This is a genomic window from Alginatibacterium sediminis, from assembly GCF_003610775.1.
GTDB classification, from domain to species: Bacteria; Pseudomonadota; Gammaproteobacteria; order Enterobacterales; family Celerinatantimonadaceae; genus Alginatibacterium; species Alginatibacterium sediminis.
Genome location: NZ_RAQO01000001.1, coordinates 41,431 through 57,559, shown reverse-complemented (window position 1 = coordinate 57,559; position 16,129 = coordinate 41,431). Strand labels below are relative to the sequence as shown.

General features: G+C 44.1%; 15 protein-coding genes. 10 read left to right on the top strand and 5 right to left on the bottom strand.

What is annotated here, in order from left to right; all coding sequences use genetic code 11:
* Window positions 1–6: 6 nt before the first annotated feature.
* Window positions 7–816, bottom strand: a complete 810-nt coding sequence (locus tag DBZ36_RS00290) for an AraC family transcriptional regulator (RefSeq protein ID WP_120352925.1) — start codon at window positions 814–816, stop codon at window positions 7–9.
* A gap of 8 nt (window positions 817–824) precedes the next feature.
* Entirely contained in the window at window positions 825–1,421 is a 597-nt protein-coding gene (locus DBZ36_RS00285; RefSeq protein ID WP_120352924.1) for a LysE family translocator, read from the bottom strand.
* 207 nt (window positions 1,422–1,628) lie between these two features.
* On the opposite strand from DBZ36_RS00285, the gene DBZ36_RS00280 reads away from it, so the two are divergent.
* A complete protein-coding gene (locus DBZ36_RS00280; RefSeq protein WP_120352923.1) occupies window positions 1,629–3,086 on the top strand; it encodes an SLC13 family permease in 1,458 nt (485 codons plus the stop codon).
* Window positions 3,087–3,134: 48 nt separating this feature from the next.
* Here DBZ36_RS00280 and DBZ36_RS00275 read toward each other — a convergent pair whose 3' ends face one another.
* Window positions 3,135–3,386, bottom strand: coding sequence for a CG2 omega domain protein (locus DBZ36_RS00275; protein ID WP_120352922.1), 252 nt, complete (start codon window positions 3,384–3,386; stop codon window positions 3,135–3,137).
* 147 nt (window positions 3,387–3,533) lie between these two features.
* Between DBZ36_RS00275 and mobA the strand changes: the two genes are divergently transcribed.
* Entirely contained in the window at window positions 3,534–4,127 is a 594-nt protein-coding gene (gene mobA / locus DBZ36_RS00270; protein ID WP_120352921.1) for a molybdenum cofactor guanylyltransferase MobA, read from the top strand.
* A gap of 9 nt (window positions 4,128–4,136) precedes the next feature.
* Here the strand turns inward: mobA and ppk2 are convergent, their stop codons facing one another.
* Window positions 4,137–4,913, bottom strand: a complete 777-nt coding sequence (ppk2, locus tag DBZ36_RS00265; RefSeq protein WP_120352920.1) for a polyphosphate kinase 2 — start codon at window positions 4,911–4,913, stop codon at window positions 4,137–4,139.
* A gap of 153 nt (window positions 4,914–5,066) precedes the next feature.
* Here ppk2 and gmk point away from each other — a divergent pair, with 153 nt between their 5' ends.
* From gmk to trmH, 4 genes are all read left to right on the top strand, one after another.
* Complete coding sequence (gene gmk, locus DBZ36_RS00260) at window positions 5,067–5,693, top strand: guanylate kinase (protein ID WP_120352919.1); 627 nt, start codon at window positions 5,067–5,069, stop codon at window positions 5,691–5,693.
* Between the two features lie 187 nt (window positions 5,694–5,880).
* Complete coding sequence (gene rpoZ, locus DBZ36_RS00255) at window positions 5,881–6,156, top strand: DNA-directed RNA polymerase subunit omega (protein WP_120352918.1); 276 nt, start codon at window positions 5,881–5,883, stop codon at window positions 6,154–6,156.
* Between the two features lie 258 nt (window positions 6,157–6,414).
* Window positions 6,415–8,526, top strand: coding sequence for a bifunctional GTP diphosphokinase/guanosine-3',5'-bis pyrophosphate 3'-pyrophosphohydrolase (spoT, locus tag DBZ36_RS00250; RefSeq protein ID WP_120352917.1), 2,112 nt, complete (start codon window positions 6,415–6,417; stop codon window positions 8,524–8,526).
* Window positions 8,527–8,554: 28 nt separating this feature from the next.
* On the top strand, window positions 8,555–9,259 hold the full coding sequence (gene trmH / locus DBZ36_RS00245; protein ID WP_120352916.1) for a tRNA (guanosine(18)-2'-O)-methyltransferase TrmH: 705 nt from the start codon (window positions 8,555–8,557) through the stop codon (window positions 9,257–9,259).
* Between the two features lie 15 nt (window positions 9,260–9,274).
* Here trmH and DBZ36_RS00240 read toward each other — a convergent pair whose 3' ends face one another.
* Window positions 9,275–11,755 (bottom strand): class I adenylate cyclase, encoded by a 2,481-nt coding sequence (locus DBZ36_RS00240; RefSeq protein WP_120352915.1) that lies wholly within the window; start codon window positions 11,753–11,755, stop codon window positions 9,275–9,277.
* A gap of 262 nt (window positions 11,756–12,017) precedes the next feature.
* On the opposite strand from DBZ36_RS00240, the gene hemC reads away from it, so the two are divergent.
* Genes hemC through DBZ36_RS00220 form a run of 4 tightly spaced genes read left to right on the top strand, consistent with a single transcriptional unit; the run spans window position 12,018 to window position 16,122 of the window.
* Entirely contained in the window at window positions 12,018–12,944 is a 927-nt protein-coding gene (gene hemC / locus DBZ36_RS00235) for a hydroxymethylbilane synthase (RefSeq protein WP_120352914.1), read from the top strand.
* 6 nt (window positions 12,945–12,950) lie between these two features.
* Window positions 12,951–13,724, top strand: coding sequence for a uroporphyrinogen-III synthase (locus DBZ36_RS00230; RefSeq protein ID WP_120352913.1), 774 nt, complete (start codon window positions 12,951–12,953; stop codon window positions 13,722–13,724).
* Complete coding sequence (locus tag DBZ36_RS00225) at window positions 13,714–14,940, top strand: uroporphyrinogen-III C-methyltransferase (RefSeq protein WP_158588996.1); 1,227 nt, start codon at window positions 13,714–13,716, stop codon at window positions 14,938–14,940. The genes DBZ36_RS00230 and DBZ36_RS00225 overlap by 11 nt, the downstream gene beginning before the upstream one ends.
* Window positions 14,941–14,943: 3 nt before the next feature.
* Window positions 14,944–16,122, top strand: a complete 1,179-nt coding sequence (locus tag DBZ36_RS00220) for a heme biosynthesis HemY N-terminal domain-containing protein (protein WP_120352911.1) — start codon at window positions 14,944–14,946, stop codon at window positions 16,120–16,122.
* Window positions 16,123–16,129 lie beyond the last annotated feature (7 nt).

The window sequence follows — 16,129 nt, the reverse complement described above, 5'->3', positions numbered from 1 at the left end:
TGCTGCTTAAAGAAAATACGACTGATAGGCTTTTGGGGTTGTGGCTAAGCGGCTTTTGAAATGACGTTGAAAGTGGGCTTGGTCGGCAAAACCTAAGCGGGTTGATATATCGATAATGGTGTCGCCATTTTTTAACATCTGCTTTGAGCGTTTTATACGTTCATCGAGCAAATAGGCATGCGGACTTAATCCATATTGTTGTTTGAAACTACGGATTAATTGATAGCGACTTAACCCCGCTTCTTGTGCCAGCTCTACCAGTTGCTGATTACAGTCTATTTGGTCGAGTAACTTGTCCCTAACACGGCTAAGTACCGGTAAGCTTGTTGTTTCTATCGGCGTCACTTCGCTGGCAAAACAGTGCTCTAAAAAAGACAAGAGATTGCTTTCTATGTCTAAGGCACTATTGTCTTCTTCAATGCTGCTCACCAGCGTATCAAAGTAATAGTTGAGCCGGCGACTGCTTTCAAAATCATTTAAAAACTGAAAATAATCTTGGTCTTGGCGGTTAAACAACTCTTGTTGTAAGCCACCAAGCCATTGGGTATCAATAAATAACATTCGATACGACCAAAACCCTTGCTCTGGGTTGCAGCTATGCACGTCATTCGGATTTATAGTCACTAAGTCGCCGGTCTTGATTTGATGAGTCCGCTGCCCATTGATGTAACAAGCGCTACCTTGATCAATTAAGCCAAACGAAAACTCGTCATGGGAATGTGCGTGGTAGCAGGCCGTCGATGCCCACGCTTTACGCAGCTCTATTTGAGGACAAATGAGACTTTGTTTAAAGTCGACACTAGCGTCATGTTGCATTTGGTTTCCTAGCTTATCCACATATTGAGTACCGAGGCGCAAAGTAATGCAGCCATACTTAGATTAAATATCAGTTGTTGACGCACGCTTTGCAAGTATTTGCCGATTAAATGACCGGCGCCCGCCCAAGACCCAACTCCCAGAACACAGATCACCAGCGACACTAGGCTAAATACAAGCAAGGCTTGTCTAGGTTGGGCGGCGTTTATCACAAATAAGCTAGCACCCGACATAGCAACTAACCACGCTTTGGGATTAAGTAATTGTAGTGCCGCGCCACTTGTCATATTGGGAGTTTTGGTTAACTGATTGGACTGTGTGCGGTGAGTGCTACGCAGGATTTGATACGCTAAATACAGTAGAAACAAGCTAGCTCCAATTTGCATGTAGATTGCGATCTGAGGTAATAGCTTTCCTATCGACTGTAATAATAAACCTGAAATAAGTACCACTAAGGCGTAGGCAATTGATGCCCCCATAACATGTTGGAATGCTGGCCTTATTCCATATTGTGCAGCGCTATGGCTTGCAATCAGGTTAACCGGTCCGGGCGATATAGCGCCAACAAAAGCAAAACTGACCATAGCTAGCAGCTGAAGCTCCATAAGAAATCCTTAAGATAAGGGGCAAGATTGATTAGCAGGTTAGCGTCAAAGGATTTTTAAGTATTGAATGAAATTGCGGACTAGCGAATCGATATTCCTGGCTACTACTTTGGTCGTATAGGAAAGGCTTAAGGTTCGTGGCCTACTAAAATAACCACAATTTAAATATGCCTACTAGATGTTTCCCGATTCAAGGAGCGTTGACCCATGCCTGAAATTACTCATCCCAAATATGATAACCAACATACCACTAAGATCGTTGGCCTCGTTTTAGGTCCTTTGGTTTTGTTACTTACTTTAATCGCTCCAGCACCATTTGAAGGTTTGTCGCCAGCGGCGTGGCGGACGATGGGATTAGCAACCTTGATGGCGATATGGTGGGTGACCGAAGCGGTGCCCATCCCTGTGACTTCATTTTTACCGATGGTGCTGTCGCCTCTATTAGGGCTTGCCAGCATTAAGAGTGCTACAGCATCTTTTGCACATCCTTTGATTTTCCTATTTATGGGAGGCTTTATTTTAAGCCTAGCTATGGAGCGCTGGAATTTACATAAACGTATTGCTTTAGCAACTATGATTGCTGTTGGTGACAAACCAGCGCAACAAGTTGGTGGCTTTATGTTGGTGACCGCTTTTTTAAGCATGTGGATGAGCAATACCGCAACCGCGGTGATGATGCTTCCGATTGGCTTATCTATTATTGGTATGATGTCCAAGGGGGAAGAACAATCGGACTTCTCGGCTGCGATGTTATTGGGTATTGCTTATTCAGCCAGTATTGGCGGGCTGGCGACCTTAATTGGAACTCCACCTAATGCCTTATTAGCGGCTTATTTGGCCGATAGCTACGATATTCACTTGGGGTTTGGCCAGTGGATGTTAGTTGGCCTGCCTTTATCGGTCATTATGCTTAGCATCACCTGGGTTTGGCTGACTAAAATTAATTACAAACTTCCCAGCCAAAGCCAAGGTCACTCCAAGGATATATTGCAGCAACAGCTTAGCGGACTGGGGCAAATGAGCTTTGCCGAAAAAGCAGTTGCGGTGGTGTTTGTCTGTGCCGCTTTAGGCTGGATATTCCGGCCGCTCATTGCCTCTGTGAGCGGTTTAGCCATTAGTGATACCGGCATAGCCATGTTAGCTGCGGTTAGTCTGTTTCTAATTCCTGTCGATTGGCGTAATCAAGTGATGGTTATGGACTGGGACACCGCCAAAAAATTGCCTTGGGGAGTATTGATGCTGTTTGGCGGCGGCTTAAGTTTAGCCGCTCAAATTAAGAGCTCTGGATTGGCAGACTTTATTGGGGCTAGTTTAGGCAATACAGCGTATCTACCGTTACTCGCTGTGATAGCGATTGTCACAACAGCGATTATTTTCTTAACCGAAGTCACTAGCAATACTGCTACGGCTGCCGGTTTTCTTCCTTTGTTAGGGCCTATCGCTTTGTCTATGGGAGACAGCCCTTTGTTATTGGTTGTGCCCGCCGCACTTGCTGCCAGTTGCGCGTTTATGATGCCTGTAGCTACGCCGCCTAACAGTATTGTATTTGCCTCGGGTCAGTTACATATCTCGCAAATGGTCAAAGCTGGTTTCGCACTCAATTTGGTGGGAATTGTGGTGATAACGCTACTTTCATATTGGTTAGTTGCGGCTATTTTGATTTAGCGCAATTTAAAACGGCAGCGCCATGCTGCCGTTTTAAGCTGCATAAGCTTACTTGTTCTTTTTGTTGTTTTTATCTTTGTTACCCTTGCCTGGGTTATCATCTCCATGCACGCTGCGATTGTCGTTATTTCCTTTGTTTTTGTTTTTTGAGTCGCTACATTCCTCGGACTTAATCGAGACATTGTCACCACTTAAACGAAGGCAATCCTTGCTCAGTTCTATCCCATCTCCCTTGATGGTAATATCAGCGGCAAAACTTAGGCTGCTAAATATAAGCGGCAAAAGAATTAGTAAACGCATGTGTGTACTCCAAGCTAGTATTTGTTTTAAACAATACGGAAAGTCGCATTCCTAAATTGATTATAGTTTAGACAGTTATAAAAACTTACCATTTGATGCCAATTTGATATTTATTGGTGGTTCTTCTAAAACAACAGGTCGTATTTAATGTTGGCGAATAAGCAAGAAAAGATGATTTGGGTGGTACTTGCTGGTGGCCGAGCAACGCGGATGTTAGGTCAAGAAAAGGGCCTAGTTGAGCTAAACCATCGACCGATGATTACGTATATTATCGATCAGTTACAGGCGCAAGGCGTTGATGTTGTCATTAATGCTAATACTCAGATGGAGCAGTACCAACGATTAGCCCCAAGCTTTAGCGATAATAATCAAAACTATGAGGGGCCGCTATCCGGTATGTTGGCAGCTTTTGATGCGTATCCCGAGCAGCAATACTTAGGTTTTGTGGCCTGTGATGTACCGTGCTTGCCGGACAATTATGTCGAGTTAATGTGCTCGAGCCTTGATGCCCAAACACAAATTGTTGTGGCGCAATATGAAGGACGAATGCAGCCGGTGTTTAATGTTATGCATCGCAGCGTTGTTGACGAACTACGCAGCTTTCTAGCTAAAGGCGAGCGTAAAGTGGGGTACTTTATAAAAAAACACCAGTTCAAAGAGCAGCCCTTCAAAGATGCCGCCCCGGTGTTCAGTAATATTAATACCTTAGCTGAACTTAAAGCGATTGAGTCATTGCTATAAGTTTAGGATTTAGAACAACTCCGGAACAAAGCTTTGCTCTTCTATAGGCGCTCGTTTGTAACCCTTTTTGTTTATCTCTGGCAGCTCAATTTCTGGTTGTTCGAGCTCTTGGTAGTCAATTTGTGTGAGCAGATGACTAATACAGTTAAGCCTTGCTCGCTTTTTGTTATCAGAGTTAACCACCCACCAAGGGCTTATTTTGGTGTCAGTATGTAGGAACATCTGATCTTTGGCCTCTGAGTATTCAGCCCAACGGCTGCGGGACTCCAAATCCATTGGGCTGAACTTCCAGCGTTTAATCGGATTATTAATCCGTTCCATAAAGCGCTTTTCTTGTTGTTCGTCGGATACCGAAAACCAATACTTTACTAAAATGATGCCGGAGCGAATGAGCAGGGTTTCAAAAACCGGGCAGGCATGTAGAAAATCTTGGTATTCCTCTTCGCTACAAAAGCCCATTACCTTTTCGACCCCTGCTCGGTTATACCAAGAGCGGTCAAATAAAACGATTTCGCCTGCGGCAGGAAAATGAGCCGTATAGCGTTGGAAATACCACTGGCTGCGTTCGCGCTCGTTGGGGGCCGGCAGTGCTGCAATCCGGCAAACTCGAGGATTTAGTTTTTCAGTGATTCGCTTAATGACGCCACCTTTACCTGCGGCATCACGACCTTCAAAAACAACCATTACTTTCAACTTATGAGTGACTACCCATTGCTGCAGTTTTACCAATTCGGTTTGTAAACGCTCCAGTTCTTTTTCATAGCTATCTTTGTCGAGTTTCTTCATCCTTGAACCTCTAAATCTATGCCTTTAAAAAACAGCTTGGTATATACAGGCAATTAATTCAATCGCTTGATTTGAGATCTGTGTTTGTAACTGCACTTTAATTAAAAAAATGCTAGTCTATGCCGCCTTATTTGTTCAAACACTAAACATTAAATGGCTATTGGCACTCTGTATATCGTTGCCGCCCCAAGTGGCGCTGGCAAATCCAGTATGATTGGCGCGTATCTCAATCGTAACCGTAAGTATCCTGCTCAGGTTTCGGTTTCGCATACCACTCGTGAGCCTCGTCCTGGAGAAGAAGATGGTATTCATTACCATTTTGTTGACCACGCGAGTTTTGAAGCCAAGATTGCCCAGAACGATTTTTTTGAATACGCCCAAGTGTTTGGCAACTACTACGGTACTTCTCGAGCCACTATTGAAAGCTGCTTAAGCCAAGGTATTGATGTCTTTTTGGATATTGATTGGCAAGGCGCTCGCCAAGTTAAAGCGCTTATGCCTGAAGCCGTATCAGTCTTTATTTTACCGCCAAGTCGACATGAGCTTGAACAACGCTTGCATATGCGAGGACAAGATAGTGCAGATGTTATCGCTAAACGCATGCAAGAAGCGCATAGTGAGATGTCTCATTTTGATGAGTTTGATTACGTCATCGTCAATAAAGTATTCGACGAGGCAGTTAATCAATTACAAGCAATCGTTATTGCTCAGCGTCTTCGTTACACGCACCAACGACTAGCGCAAGCGAAAACAATTACTGACTTGTTAGGTGACCAATAGTAAGTCAGTGTTAACTAATGCTTTTAGTTTCAAGACTTTGTTAGGACATCAATGATTCTTACAAAGAAGGGTTTAGGACTTAAAGTCAGCGCTAGTATTTAGCATTGGTGATAAGATATATTTTTGCTAGTATATTGACCACAGATCAAGTAGGATCTTGCGTCATTTTGATTCAACGGAGTAGTGCATGGCACGTGTAACAGTAGAAGATGCAGTCGAGCAGGTAGGCAATCGCTTTGACTTAGTGTTAATCGCGTCGCGTCGCGCTCGTCAAATCGCGGTCGAAGGTAAAGAGCCTCTAGTAGACGAGGACAATGACAAACCAACAGTTATCGCTTTACGCGAAATTGAGCAAGGTTTGATCACCACAGAAGAAATGGACGCTCAGGATAAAGTTGAACGTCAAGAGCGTGATGCAGCCGAGTTTGCAGCTGTTGCAGCAATAGCTGATCGCCGACTATAAATCTAATCGTTGATTTATAGCGTTACTCGCACTGGTCATCAGTGCGAGCAATTTTAGTAAGTTCCTTTCTTTATTGCCTTTGTCAGCTAGTCGCGACATAGTGGTACCAATCAGAATCAAAACTATAACTCGGCTCATCGCCACTAAGTGCATGTCATTTAAGTCAAAAATATCGACATCTAATTTTAGTAATTGGTATAAAATGACGGCTTAGTTATATTTTAGTTCGAATTTGGGTCTTTTAAGGAGAAAGCAGCATTGTATTTGTTTGAAAGTTTGCGAGAAATTGCCAGCACCTATTTAGACGAATCTCAGGTAGAGATACTTCGTCAGGCCTATATTGTTGGTAAAGAAGCACACGAAGGACAATTTAGAAGCAGCGGTGAGCCTTATATCACCCATCCACTAGCAGTAGCACGAATTCTCGCTGAACTAAACCTAGACCATCAGACGCTTGCCGCCGCCGTTCTGCACGATACCATCGAAGATACTCCGGTAACCTATGAACAACTAAGTGAGCAATTTGGAGATGAAATTGCTCACTTAGTTGAAGGTGTGAGTAAGCTTGATAAAATTAAGTTTCGCGATAAAAAAGAAGCTCAGGCCGAAAACTTTCGGAAAATGATCATGGCGATGGTGCAAGACATCCGCGTGATCTTGATAAAACTTGCCGACCGTACCCATAATATGCGTACTCTTGGCGCACTAAGACCCGATAAAAAGCGTCGTATCGCTAAAGAAACACTCGATATATACGCTCCCATCGCAAATCGACTAGGTATTCACAATATAAAGAATGAGCTAGAAGAGCTCGGTTTTGAAGCCTTATATCCTATGCGTCATCGAGTTCTACGAGAGTCGGTAAAAAATGCTCGCGGCAATCGTAAAGAGCTTATTTTAAGCATTGAAGATGAAATCGAAGGCCGTCTTAGTGATGCAAATATAAAAGGTGTTGTGAGTGGTCGTGAGAAACACCTTTATAGTATTTACAAAAAAATGGTCAACAAAGAACTGCAATTCCATGAGGTCATGGATATCTATGCATTTCGGGTCAAAGTTGAAGATTTAGATACGTGTTACCGCGTACTTGGCCAGGTTCATAGCTTATATAAGCCCCGTCCGGGCCGCTTTAAAGACTATGTCGCTATTCCTAAAGCCAATGGTTATCAAAGCCTGCATACCTCCTTGGTTGGTCCACATGGGGTTCCTGTTGAAGTACAAATACGTACCGAACATATGGATCAAATGGCTGATAAAGGTGTGGCAGCCCACTGGACTTATAAAAAAGCTGATGAAACTCCAGGCACCACTGCCCAAATTCGAGCTCAACGTTGGATGCAAAGCCTGCTTGAGTTGCAGCAAAGTGCTGGTAGTTCATTTGAGTTTATTGAGAACGTAAAAACCGACCTATTCCCAGACGAAATCTATGTCTTTAGCCCTCGGGGGCGCATCATTGAGTTGCCAGTCGGTGCCACCGCGGTTGATTTTGCATATGCGGTGCACACCGATGTCGGAAATGCCTGCGTCGGTGCGCGCGTTAATCGTCAGCCTTACCCATTAAGCAAAGCCTTGAGCAACGGTAAAACGGTTGAGATTATTACTGCCCCGGGTGCACGGCCTAATGCTGCCTGGTTAAACTTTGTGGTGACGGGGAAAGCACGCGGGAAAATTCGTCAAATTCTTAAGAACTTACGTCGTGAAGAGTCTATTTCGCTTGGACGACGTCTTTTAAATCACGCTTTAGGTGATGTATCAATTGATGAACTAGAACCCGACAACGTTGCGCAAGTTGTTGAAGACTTAAAAGCCACTACTATCGATGATGTTTTAGCTGAAATTGGCTTGGGCAACGCAATGAGCATCGTTATTGCGCGGCGCTTGCTAGGAAATTCAGATCAATTGACCAATGACAACGGAAACCGAAGTATCGCGATTCAGGGAGCTGAGGACATGTTGTTAACCTATGCGAACTGTTGTCGTCCTATCCCTGGCGATCCTGTTGTGGCACATATTAGCCCCGGTAAAGGTTTGGTGGTGCATATTGAGAGCTGTAAAAATATTTATGGTTATCAAAAAGAACCTGACCGTTATATCGGTGTTAATTGGTCTCAAGATGCCGATGCTGAAGCCGAATACAAAACAGAAATTAGTGTAGACCTCGTAAATCACCAAGGGATCTTAGCTAATCTAACCAACGTGGTGGCCAGTACTGGCGCCAACATTTCTAATATCGTGACTGAAGAGAAAGAAGGTCGCGTATACACCGTAGATTTACAAATTACGACACATAGTCGTGTGCATTTAGCGTTAATCATGAAGAAAATCCGAGTGATGCCAGATGTGCTGCGAGTATTTAGACAACGTAATTAGTAACATATCGTTCAATATTGAGAATACTATGAGTCCAGAACGCTTCGAGCGAATCCAATTGATGCTAAGTCAGCGTCAGCCCGATTTAACCGTATGTATGGAGGGTGTGCATAAACCGCATAATCTCTCGGCTATTATTCGTACTTGCGATGCGGTTGGAGTCAGTGAAGCACATGTGGTTTGGGCTGATGCCCAGTCTAAGCTTTCTGGTGGCACTGCAATGGGTAGCCAAAACTGGGTTCAAGTCAAACCTCATGCCAACATCGCTGACGCAGTGGCGACTCTCAAGTCACAAGGTATGCAGGTTTTAGCAACCAATTTGTCTGAAACTGCGGTTGATTTTAGAAGTATTGATTATACGAAACCTACCGCTGTACTCATGGGCCAAGAAAAGGACGGCATCAGCCAAGAAGCATTAGCTCTAGCTGACCAAGACATTATTGTACCGATGGTTGGAATGGTGCAGTCGCTAAATGTTTCAGTTGCCTCGGCATTGATCATGTACGAAGCACAGCGTCAGCGCGAAATCGCAGGCATGTACCAAGGGCCTTGTCGTTTAAGTGTCGAGGAACAAAATAGAATTTTGTTTGAGGGCGGACATCCTATTTATACTAAGGCATGTCGGCGTAAAGGTCTGGCATATCCTCAAATTAATGACGAAGGCCAAATTGTTGCTGATGAACAGTGGTGGTTTAAAGTTAAACATGAGCCAAGTGCTTGGCCCGAAAAATAGACTGAACTTGCGTGACTAACTCGCGCGTTGGTTGCTTTCACTACGATAGGGTTCTACGGCTTCACGATGATTTAACATAACGATGTCGTAGAATTGGGGCAAATTGAAATTGATCGCTGATTCTTTTTGCCCATATTGCTCGCGCGACGACGTATAAAAGCGATTAATACCCTGCACTAATTCTTCTTTACTGCCGTCAAAGTCTTGGTATACCTCAACTCTGTTTTGCTCGTCTACAATATAGATATTAAAACCAGTATCGTGATTTTCGAAGAAGTATTGGACTAAGCCTTCACTAGCTTGTGCATCAACGATTGCAGGAATATTTTTACGGTCACCGGCATTTAGTTGTAGAGGTAAGCGCTGTAACTTATTGTTTGAGATCTGCGAGTAGAACTCAATGGCATTTTCGAGTTTCTTAACCGTAACCCCACGATTTTCGAAGAAAATACCATACTTGTCTTTGCCTAGTACCAGGGTCTTAACGACTTTCTGATTCTGCAGGTGTAGGCGATGCTCAATGCATTCGACTAACAACTGGCGAAAGCGTTTTTCAATCAAGTCATCGAAATACTGGCTATAACAAAAGACGTCGATATGATCTGGGGCATTCGCATCGCGATGCATTTTACCCATCACTGTGGTTAAGGCATCAACTACGCAGCTGGGTCCGTCAAAGTTTAGCGTGCGTATTTCATTCCAAGAATTGCGATACACCAAATCAATAGATTCGATTAAACAATCTTGCTGACGACCAAAGGCTAAAACGTCAGTAGTATGAGCGTCAAACTCAATGACCTTGCCTGCCCAAGAGGCGGTAGGATCCTTTTCAAAATTAATGAAAATACCTAAATGACGAATTTCGCAGGGACGAGTCAATGCAATGTTACTGGCACTCGGGTAATTCACAGGGAAGGCTTGTTTTAAATCATTGCAAAAACGTTCCAATGTTTGGGGACTTATAGCACGAGTAGGGGCGTGCATGTGTAACCTGCTTACAGGACTATATAGCTCATTGAAATAACTCCAAGCGACAAGCTTGCTTAGGTAAGGACTATGCTCCAGCGCTTTCTCGCCTATCATTTGTGTACTGCCCATGGACTGCTTATATAAATACCAGCCAGCACGACAACTATGGTTATCGGGGACGTGAATATAGCTTAAATCGCTTTCGTTCAGATTAGGCGAAATCTGTGGATTGATCAGAGTGACTTTCCCAGGAAGACTTTCAAAAGCGGCATACAATTTTCGCGATAAAATGCCTATATCTTCGGGGTTAATCGACTCACTAATGTTGTTTTGACGGGCAAAGCGGATCAGATTTCGATAACTTAACATTAGGGCGTCGATTAATTCAGCATGGGCCTTTTTGACATCGGTCGCTTTCCAATGTGAGCGCCGAGAAAGATGCTTAATTTTATCTTGATCCCATTCCCAACTTTCGATGAGTTGGTAAATAAACTGTTGTTGCCATTTACGTTGCCCGCGTTGGGGCAAAACCATAATCTCTTTGTTTTTCAAGAAGAAACAGCGACGGACTAAGTCAAGACGAGCTTGGTCGCCAATGCGGGTTAAGTAAGAGGTAACTGTTTCAAGCATTAAGTAGTAAGGATCGTGATTGAGGTCACCAACCGAACCGTTTTGAGCCAACTCTTTTTGTTGTACCGCTAGAATTTTGGTATTGGGATAGTCGGCAGAGTAGGCTTCCATCAATAAGGTTTTTAGCACTGCTTTATAAGGCGAATCAATACCTTTATAAAGTTGCCACAAGGCCGAACCAAAGTATTCTTCAGCTGGGATCTGATCGAGCCCGCCAAGATCGAGCCACTCTTTATCATTAAAAATACCGGTGGCGAACTGTTGTTCAACAAACGCATCGTAATTGCCTTGAGCCTCTGCAGGTACACAATGCCAAACCAATTGTTTGCCTGCTAGGGGTAAAGCGGTGCGATAGAACTCGTCAAGCAACAGTAGATGTTGAGCGCTACCACAGTTATCTTTGGACAATTGGCTAATTGCTCCCGATTTGAACTGTTGCTCTGAGACCATAAAGAAGCTTAGCTCAACACCTTGGTGTTGCGCCCACTCACTAATTAAATCGCACTTTGATGCGAGTAATTCGACACGGTGAGCTGGTAAATCATCAGCGTGACATACCCACATATCTAAATCACTATCAACGCTTTGGCCTAAAGACGCTGTCGAGCCCATAGAATAGAGGCCTAGAATCTCACTCTTAACTGATGGTTCTGGGTTGCAGGTGAAATGTTGGCTTAAATAGATATAGTGTCGGGCACTAGTTTCAAAACAATGGATGCCTGAGGGAACCGCCGCAGCAAAAAAGCCAGGTAACGAGGGGTGGTGGTAATGCAAAAGTAAGGGCAATAGCTCAAAGACACGCTGTGCCGGCGCCGGCATGATTTGCAGCGCAAGTTGCTTTCGATGTGTCGTTGATTCACGCGCTAGAGCACGCAAGCTATCGATTTGGTTTTGCACACACTCTCTCAGGTAGCTGCTAGCTATAATTTGAAGTTGCTAACAATTTTGGGTAAGGAACAAGTTTTTATTGTGATCATTGTAACGGTTTTGTAGTAATTCGCCAATAAAGGGATGCATGATTTTTAGTATCGACTACGTCAACAAAAATCGAATGTTCAAGGCGTGCAAAACTTGTGCTTGCGCAAGTGCTACACTATGCATATTAAGGTACCAACACAGCTAGTCATCGCCACTGGTTTGAGTTTCAAAAGGAGTTAAGTTGTTGAAAAAAATTAGAATAGCAACTCGGAAAAGCCCACTAGCTTTATGGCAGGCCGAATTCGTCAAAGCTGAGTTAGAGCGCCATCATTCGGCGCTCGAAGTAGAGTTATTACCGATGTCGACCCGTGGTGACATCATTTTGGATACCCCACTGGCGAAAATTGGTGGTAAAGGTCTATTTCTCAAAGAACTTGAACATGCGATTCTAGCCAATGAAGCCGATATTGCTGTGCATTCAATGAAAGATGTACCGATGGAATTTCCCGAAGGATTAGATTTGTTGTGTATATGCGAGCGAGAAGACCCGCGCGATGCTTTTGTTAGTTCAAACTTTGCAAACATTGAGGAGTTGCCGCAAGGCGCCGTCGTTGGTACCTCTAGTCTACGCCGACAATTTCAGCTTAAACGTCGCAGACCTGACTTAGTTATCAAAGATCTTCGTGGAAATGTACAAACGCGATTATCGAAATTGGATGCTGGCGAGTATGACGCTATTATATTAGCCGCCGCAGGACTTCTTCGTCTTAAACTTCACGAGCGAATTGCTAGCTTTCTAGAGCCTGGATTGATGTTACCCGCAGGGGGCCAAGGTGCGGTTGGCATTGAAGCCCGAAGTAATGACCCCGAGCTAGCTCGTTTACTGGAGCCGCTAAATCACAGTGACACAGCACTACGTGTGGTTGCTGAACGCGCAATGAATGCCAAACTCCAAGGTGGGTGCCAAGTTCCTATCGCATGCTATGCAGAGCTCGAGGACGGGAAATTATGGTTACGAGGCATGGTAGGTGCAGTTGATGGTAGCCAATGTTTAGCAGCCGAGCTACGAGGGAACCAACAAGATGCCCAAACGATTGGCGAACAAGTTGCTCTGGATTTATTAGATAAAGGTGCTGGCCCATTGTTGGCAGACTTAGATAAAGCCTAACGCTCAATGAAACCGAATGTTTTAGTCCTACGTCCAGAACCTCAAAACAAGCAATGCCGGAAGGTCTTGCTCGAAGCTGGTTATCAACCCATTGGTCAACCTTTGATTAGCTTTGAAGCGGGTCATGAACTAAAGCTTTTACCGACATTGTTGCCAAGCTACCAAAACATAAATCAAGCCATTATTGCTCTGAGCCCACGCGCGGTCGAGTATGCGAATACCCACCTCGAGCTAAACCATAAATCTTGGCCTCTGGCCGCTAATTATTTTGCTGTTGGTCGTGCAACTCATGAAGCCTTTAGGCGCTGTGGCATCGAGAGTGATATTGCACCAACGCAAGATAGTGAAGGTCTGTTTGCTCTGTTAGAAGACACCGGCGTGGATTTAGAGTCTGTGCTCATTTTGAGAGCGCAGGACGGACGAGAAAACCTAGGTGAGTGGCTAAGGGCGCGACACACAGCGGTACGCTATCTGTGCTGTTATCTCAGAGTTAGCTGTGAGATAGAGCCGCAAACGATAGAAATATGGCCGAGGCAGATTAACGCTGTTTTAGCTACGAGTGGTCAAATCACTAAACAATTATGTCAATTATCGAGTAATGTTTCGTATCAGAATTGGCGGCAACACTGTCCGATTGTTGTCCCGAGTCTACGAGTAGCTGAACTTGCTCAAACTTTAGGTTATTATCGGGTAGTTGTAAGCGATGGCGCATCGGATGAGGCGATGCTTCAGGCTTTACAATCTTTGCCCCTACTCTCAAGGAAACAAGATGAGCGATAACAATAAAACTGAAACGCTTGCTGAGAAGCCCGAATCGGATGGTACGTCTAACGTGACTAAAACCAGTCGTAAACCTCGAGCAGCTCGAACCAACAAGACCAGCGCCAACAATAAACCAACGCCGCCTAAAAACGACAAGGCTGAAGCTGTAAGTAAAGACGCTTCAGAAGAATCGAATTCAAAAAATAAAACAACATTGATAGTCGCCGTTATCGCCCTGATTATTGCGATCCTCCTACCATCGGTATTGTATTGGCAATTGCAACAATCGGAAATTAACGCGCAGTCGCTGAATTTGGATCTTCGACAAGGATTGGCAGAGGATGCTGCTAAGCAGCAGGCTGAAATTACCCAATTGAGAGCCTTGCTCGGAGAGCAGAGTAATCAACAAGCGCTTGCAGAAGAAAAAATTCAAACACTAAGCCTTTCGCAAGAGCAAAGTGCACAGCAACGATTAGATGTTGAGCAAAAATTGGCGCAATTAAATATCCAAGATATTAATCATTGGCGTTTAAATGAAGCTGAGTATTTGATTCAATTAGCAAGTAAAAAACTAATTTTAGAGCAAGATGCAGCAAGTGCTTCAACCTTACTTAAACAAGCTGACAGTAGCGTTGCAGCTGTAAATGACCCGCAACTACTGCCATTGCGTAGAGCAATTGCAAAGGATCTACAGGCCATCGCGGCACTGCCCTTTGTTGATTCGTTAGGTGTGGTTCTAGAAATAGACAGTTTAATGGATGGTATTGAAGCCCTTCAACTATCGCAAATTGATTTACCAGAAATTGAAGCACAACAGGACTTAAACGTTAGTGCCTCTGCAGATGATTGGCAAAGCAATTTAAGTAAAAGTTGGCGTAGCTTCACGGAGAATTTCGTCACGGTTCGCAGACGTGATGGAGAGGTAGAAGCCCTCGTTTCTCCGCAGCATGCTTGGTATCTAAGAGAAAACCTACGCATGCAACTTCAACAAGCGCAACTTGCTCTATACCGTGATGAAGCAGAACTATTCCAAACGAACTTGGTAAGAGCTGCTACCTGGGTTGAACAGTATTATCAGCAAAATGCGCATGCCAAAGCTTTAGTTCAAAAACTTAATGAACTAAGTACTCAGGATGTAACAGCAGTAGTACCCGATAGCTTTGCCAGTCTAGACATTGTGCAAAAGCAGATCCGTGAGCGTAAATTGCGTTTAATTAGCTTAAGCGAGGAGTAATACATGTTAAAACTAATTGTGTTGCTCATTGTTATCGGCTTAGGTATGGCATTGGGTCCCCAACTAGCAGGCAATAAGGGCTACGTTCTTATTGCCTTCGATCAATATACGGTCGAGATGTCGGTGACTAGTGCTATATTTTTGGGGTTTTTGGCCTTGTGCGCTCTGTTCTTAATCATTTGGATTATACGTTGGTTATGGCGTGCTTTGGTACAAAGTAGCGGCTGGTGGGGATCTCGCCAACGTAAACTGGCGCATAACAACACCCAAAGTGGGATGATGGCAATGATGCGCGGCGACTATCAACATGCTGAAAAACTAGTCAGTAAAGCTGCCGTACACAGCGAACGCCCGGCTTTAAACTATTTGGCAGCTGCAGAAGCGGCGCAAGAACTTGGCAATGATAAAAAGCGCGATGCCTATTTGGATCAAGCAAGTAAAGTCGCCAAAGATGATAAAGTGGCTGTAGTTATCACTCGAGCCCGCCTTGCATTGCGTCAAGGTAATCAAGAACAAGCATTGAAAGATTTAGAAACCTTAACTGATGCCGAGCTAAAACAACCTCAAGTTAAACAAATGCGCGCTCAGCTTTATCAGCAATTAGGGCATTGGCAAAAACTTGTCGATTTACTTCCTGAAATGCATAAAGCGCATCTAATTGGTGAAACGGAATATCTGGCTCAACTAAGTAATGCCTACCAGCAATTATTTAGCCACATGGCGACAACTGAAGGTTCCGATGCTGTTGCTGCAAGTTGGAATCGCTTACCGCGTAAACTCAAGAAAGCTCCACAAATTGTTAAAGCCTGCTGTTTAGCTTTAATTGAAGCTGATGATAGCCGTGCCGCTTATCAAATTTTGGGTGATTTGTTGTCAAAAAATCAAGACCCTGAACTTCTTGAAGCTTGCGCAGAACTTAAGCTAAGTGATAATCATCATTTGCTTCTTCAATTACAAAAGTTAGCGCAAAAGCACGCCCAAAATCCGATGCTCAAAGAGCTACAAGCACGGTTTTTAGTACGAGAAGAACGCTGGGACGAAGCGAGTACTTTGTTACAAAGTGCCAACGAGCTTGAAGAAACGTCACAACGTTTAAGCATGCTAGCTTTAATCAGTGATAAACAAGAACAACCAGAGCTTGCTCTTGACTACTACCGTCGAGCGTTAAACTTTAGTTTCTAAGCTGATG

Bases quoted from the DNA above. Each gene is read 5' to 3' on its own strand.
- DBZ36_RS00290 (WP_120352925.1), bottom strand. From the start codon at position 816: ATGCAACATGACGCTAGTGTCGACTTTAAACAAAGTCTCATTTGTCCT.
- DBZ36_RS00285 (WP_120352924.1), bottom strand. From the start codon at position 1,421: ATGGAGCTTCAGCTGCTAGCTATGGTCAGTTTTGCTTTTGTTGGCGCT.
- DBZ36_RS00280 (WP_120352923.1), top strand. From the start codon at position 1,629: ATGCCTGAAATTACTCATCCCAAATATGATAACCAACATACCACTAAG.
- DBZ36_RS00275 (WP_120352922.1), bottom strand. From the start codon at position 3,386: ATGCGTTTACTAATTCTTTTGCCGCTTATATTTAGCAGCCTAAGTTTT.
- mobA (WP_120352921.1), top strand. From the start codon at position 3,534: ATGTTGGCGAATAAGCAAGAAAAGATGATTTGGGTGGTACTTGCTGGT.
- ppk2 (WP_120352920.1), bottom strand. From the start codon at position 4,913: ATGAAGAAACTCGACAAAGATAGCTATGAAAAAGAACTGGAGCGTTTA.
- gmk (WP_120352919.1), top strand. From the start codon at position 5,067: ATGGCTATTGGCACTCTGTATATCGTTGCCGCCCCAAGTGGCGCTGGC.
- rpoZ (WP_120352918.1), top strand. From the start codon at position 5,881: ATGGCACGTGTAACAGTAGAAGATGCAGTCGAGCAGGTAGGCAATCGC.
- trmH (WP_120352916.1), top strand. From the start codon at position 8,555: ATGAGTCCAGAACGCTTCGAGCGAATCCAATTGATGCTAAGTCAGCGT.
- DBZ36_RS00230 (WP_120352913.1), top strand. From the start codon at position 12,951: ATGAAACCGAATGTTTTAGTCCTACGTCCAGAACCTCAAAACAAGCAA.
- DBZ36_RS00225 (WP_158588996.1), top strand. From the start codon at position 13,714: ATGAGCGATAACAATAAAACTGAAACGCTTGCTGAGAAGCCCGAATCG.
- DBZ36_RS00220 (WP_120352911.1), top strand. From the start codon at position 14,944: ATGTTAAAACTAATTGTGTTGCTCATTGTTATCGGCTTAGGTATGGCA.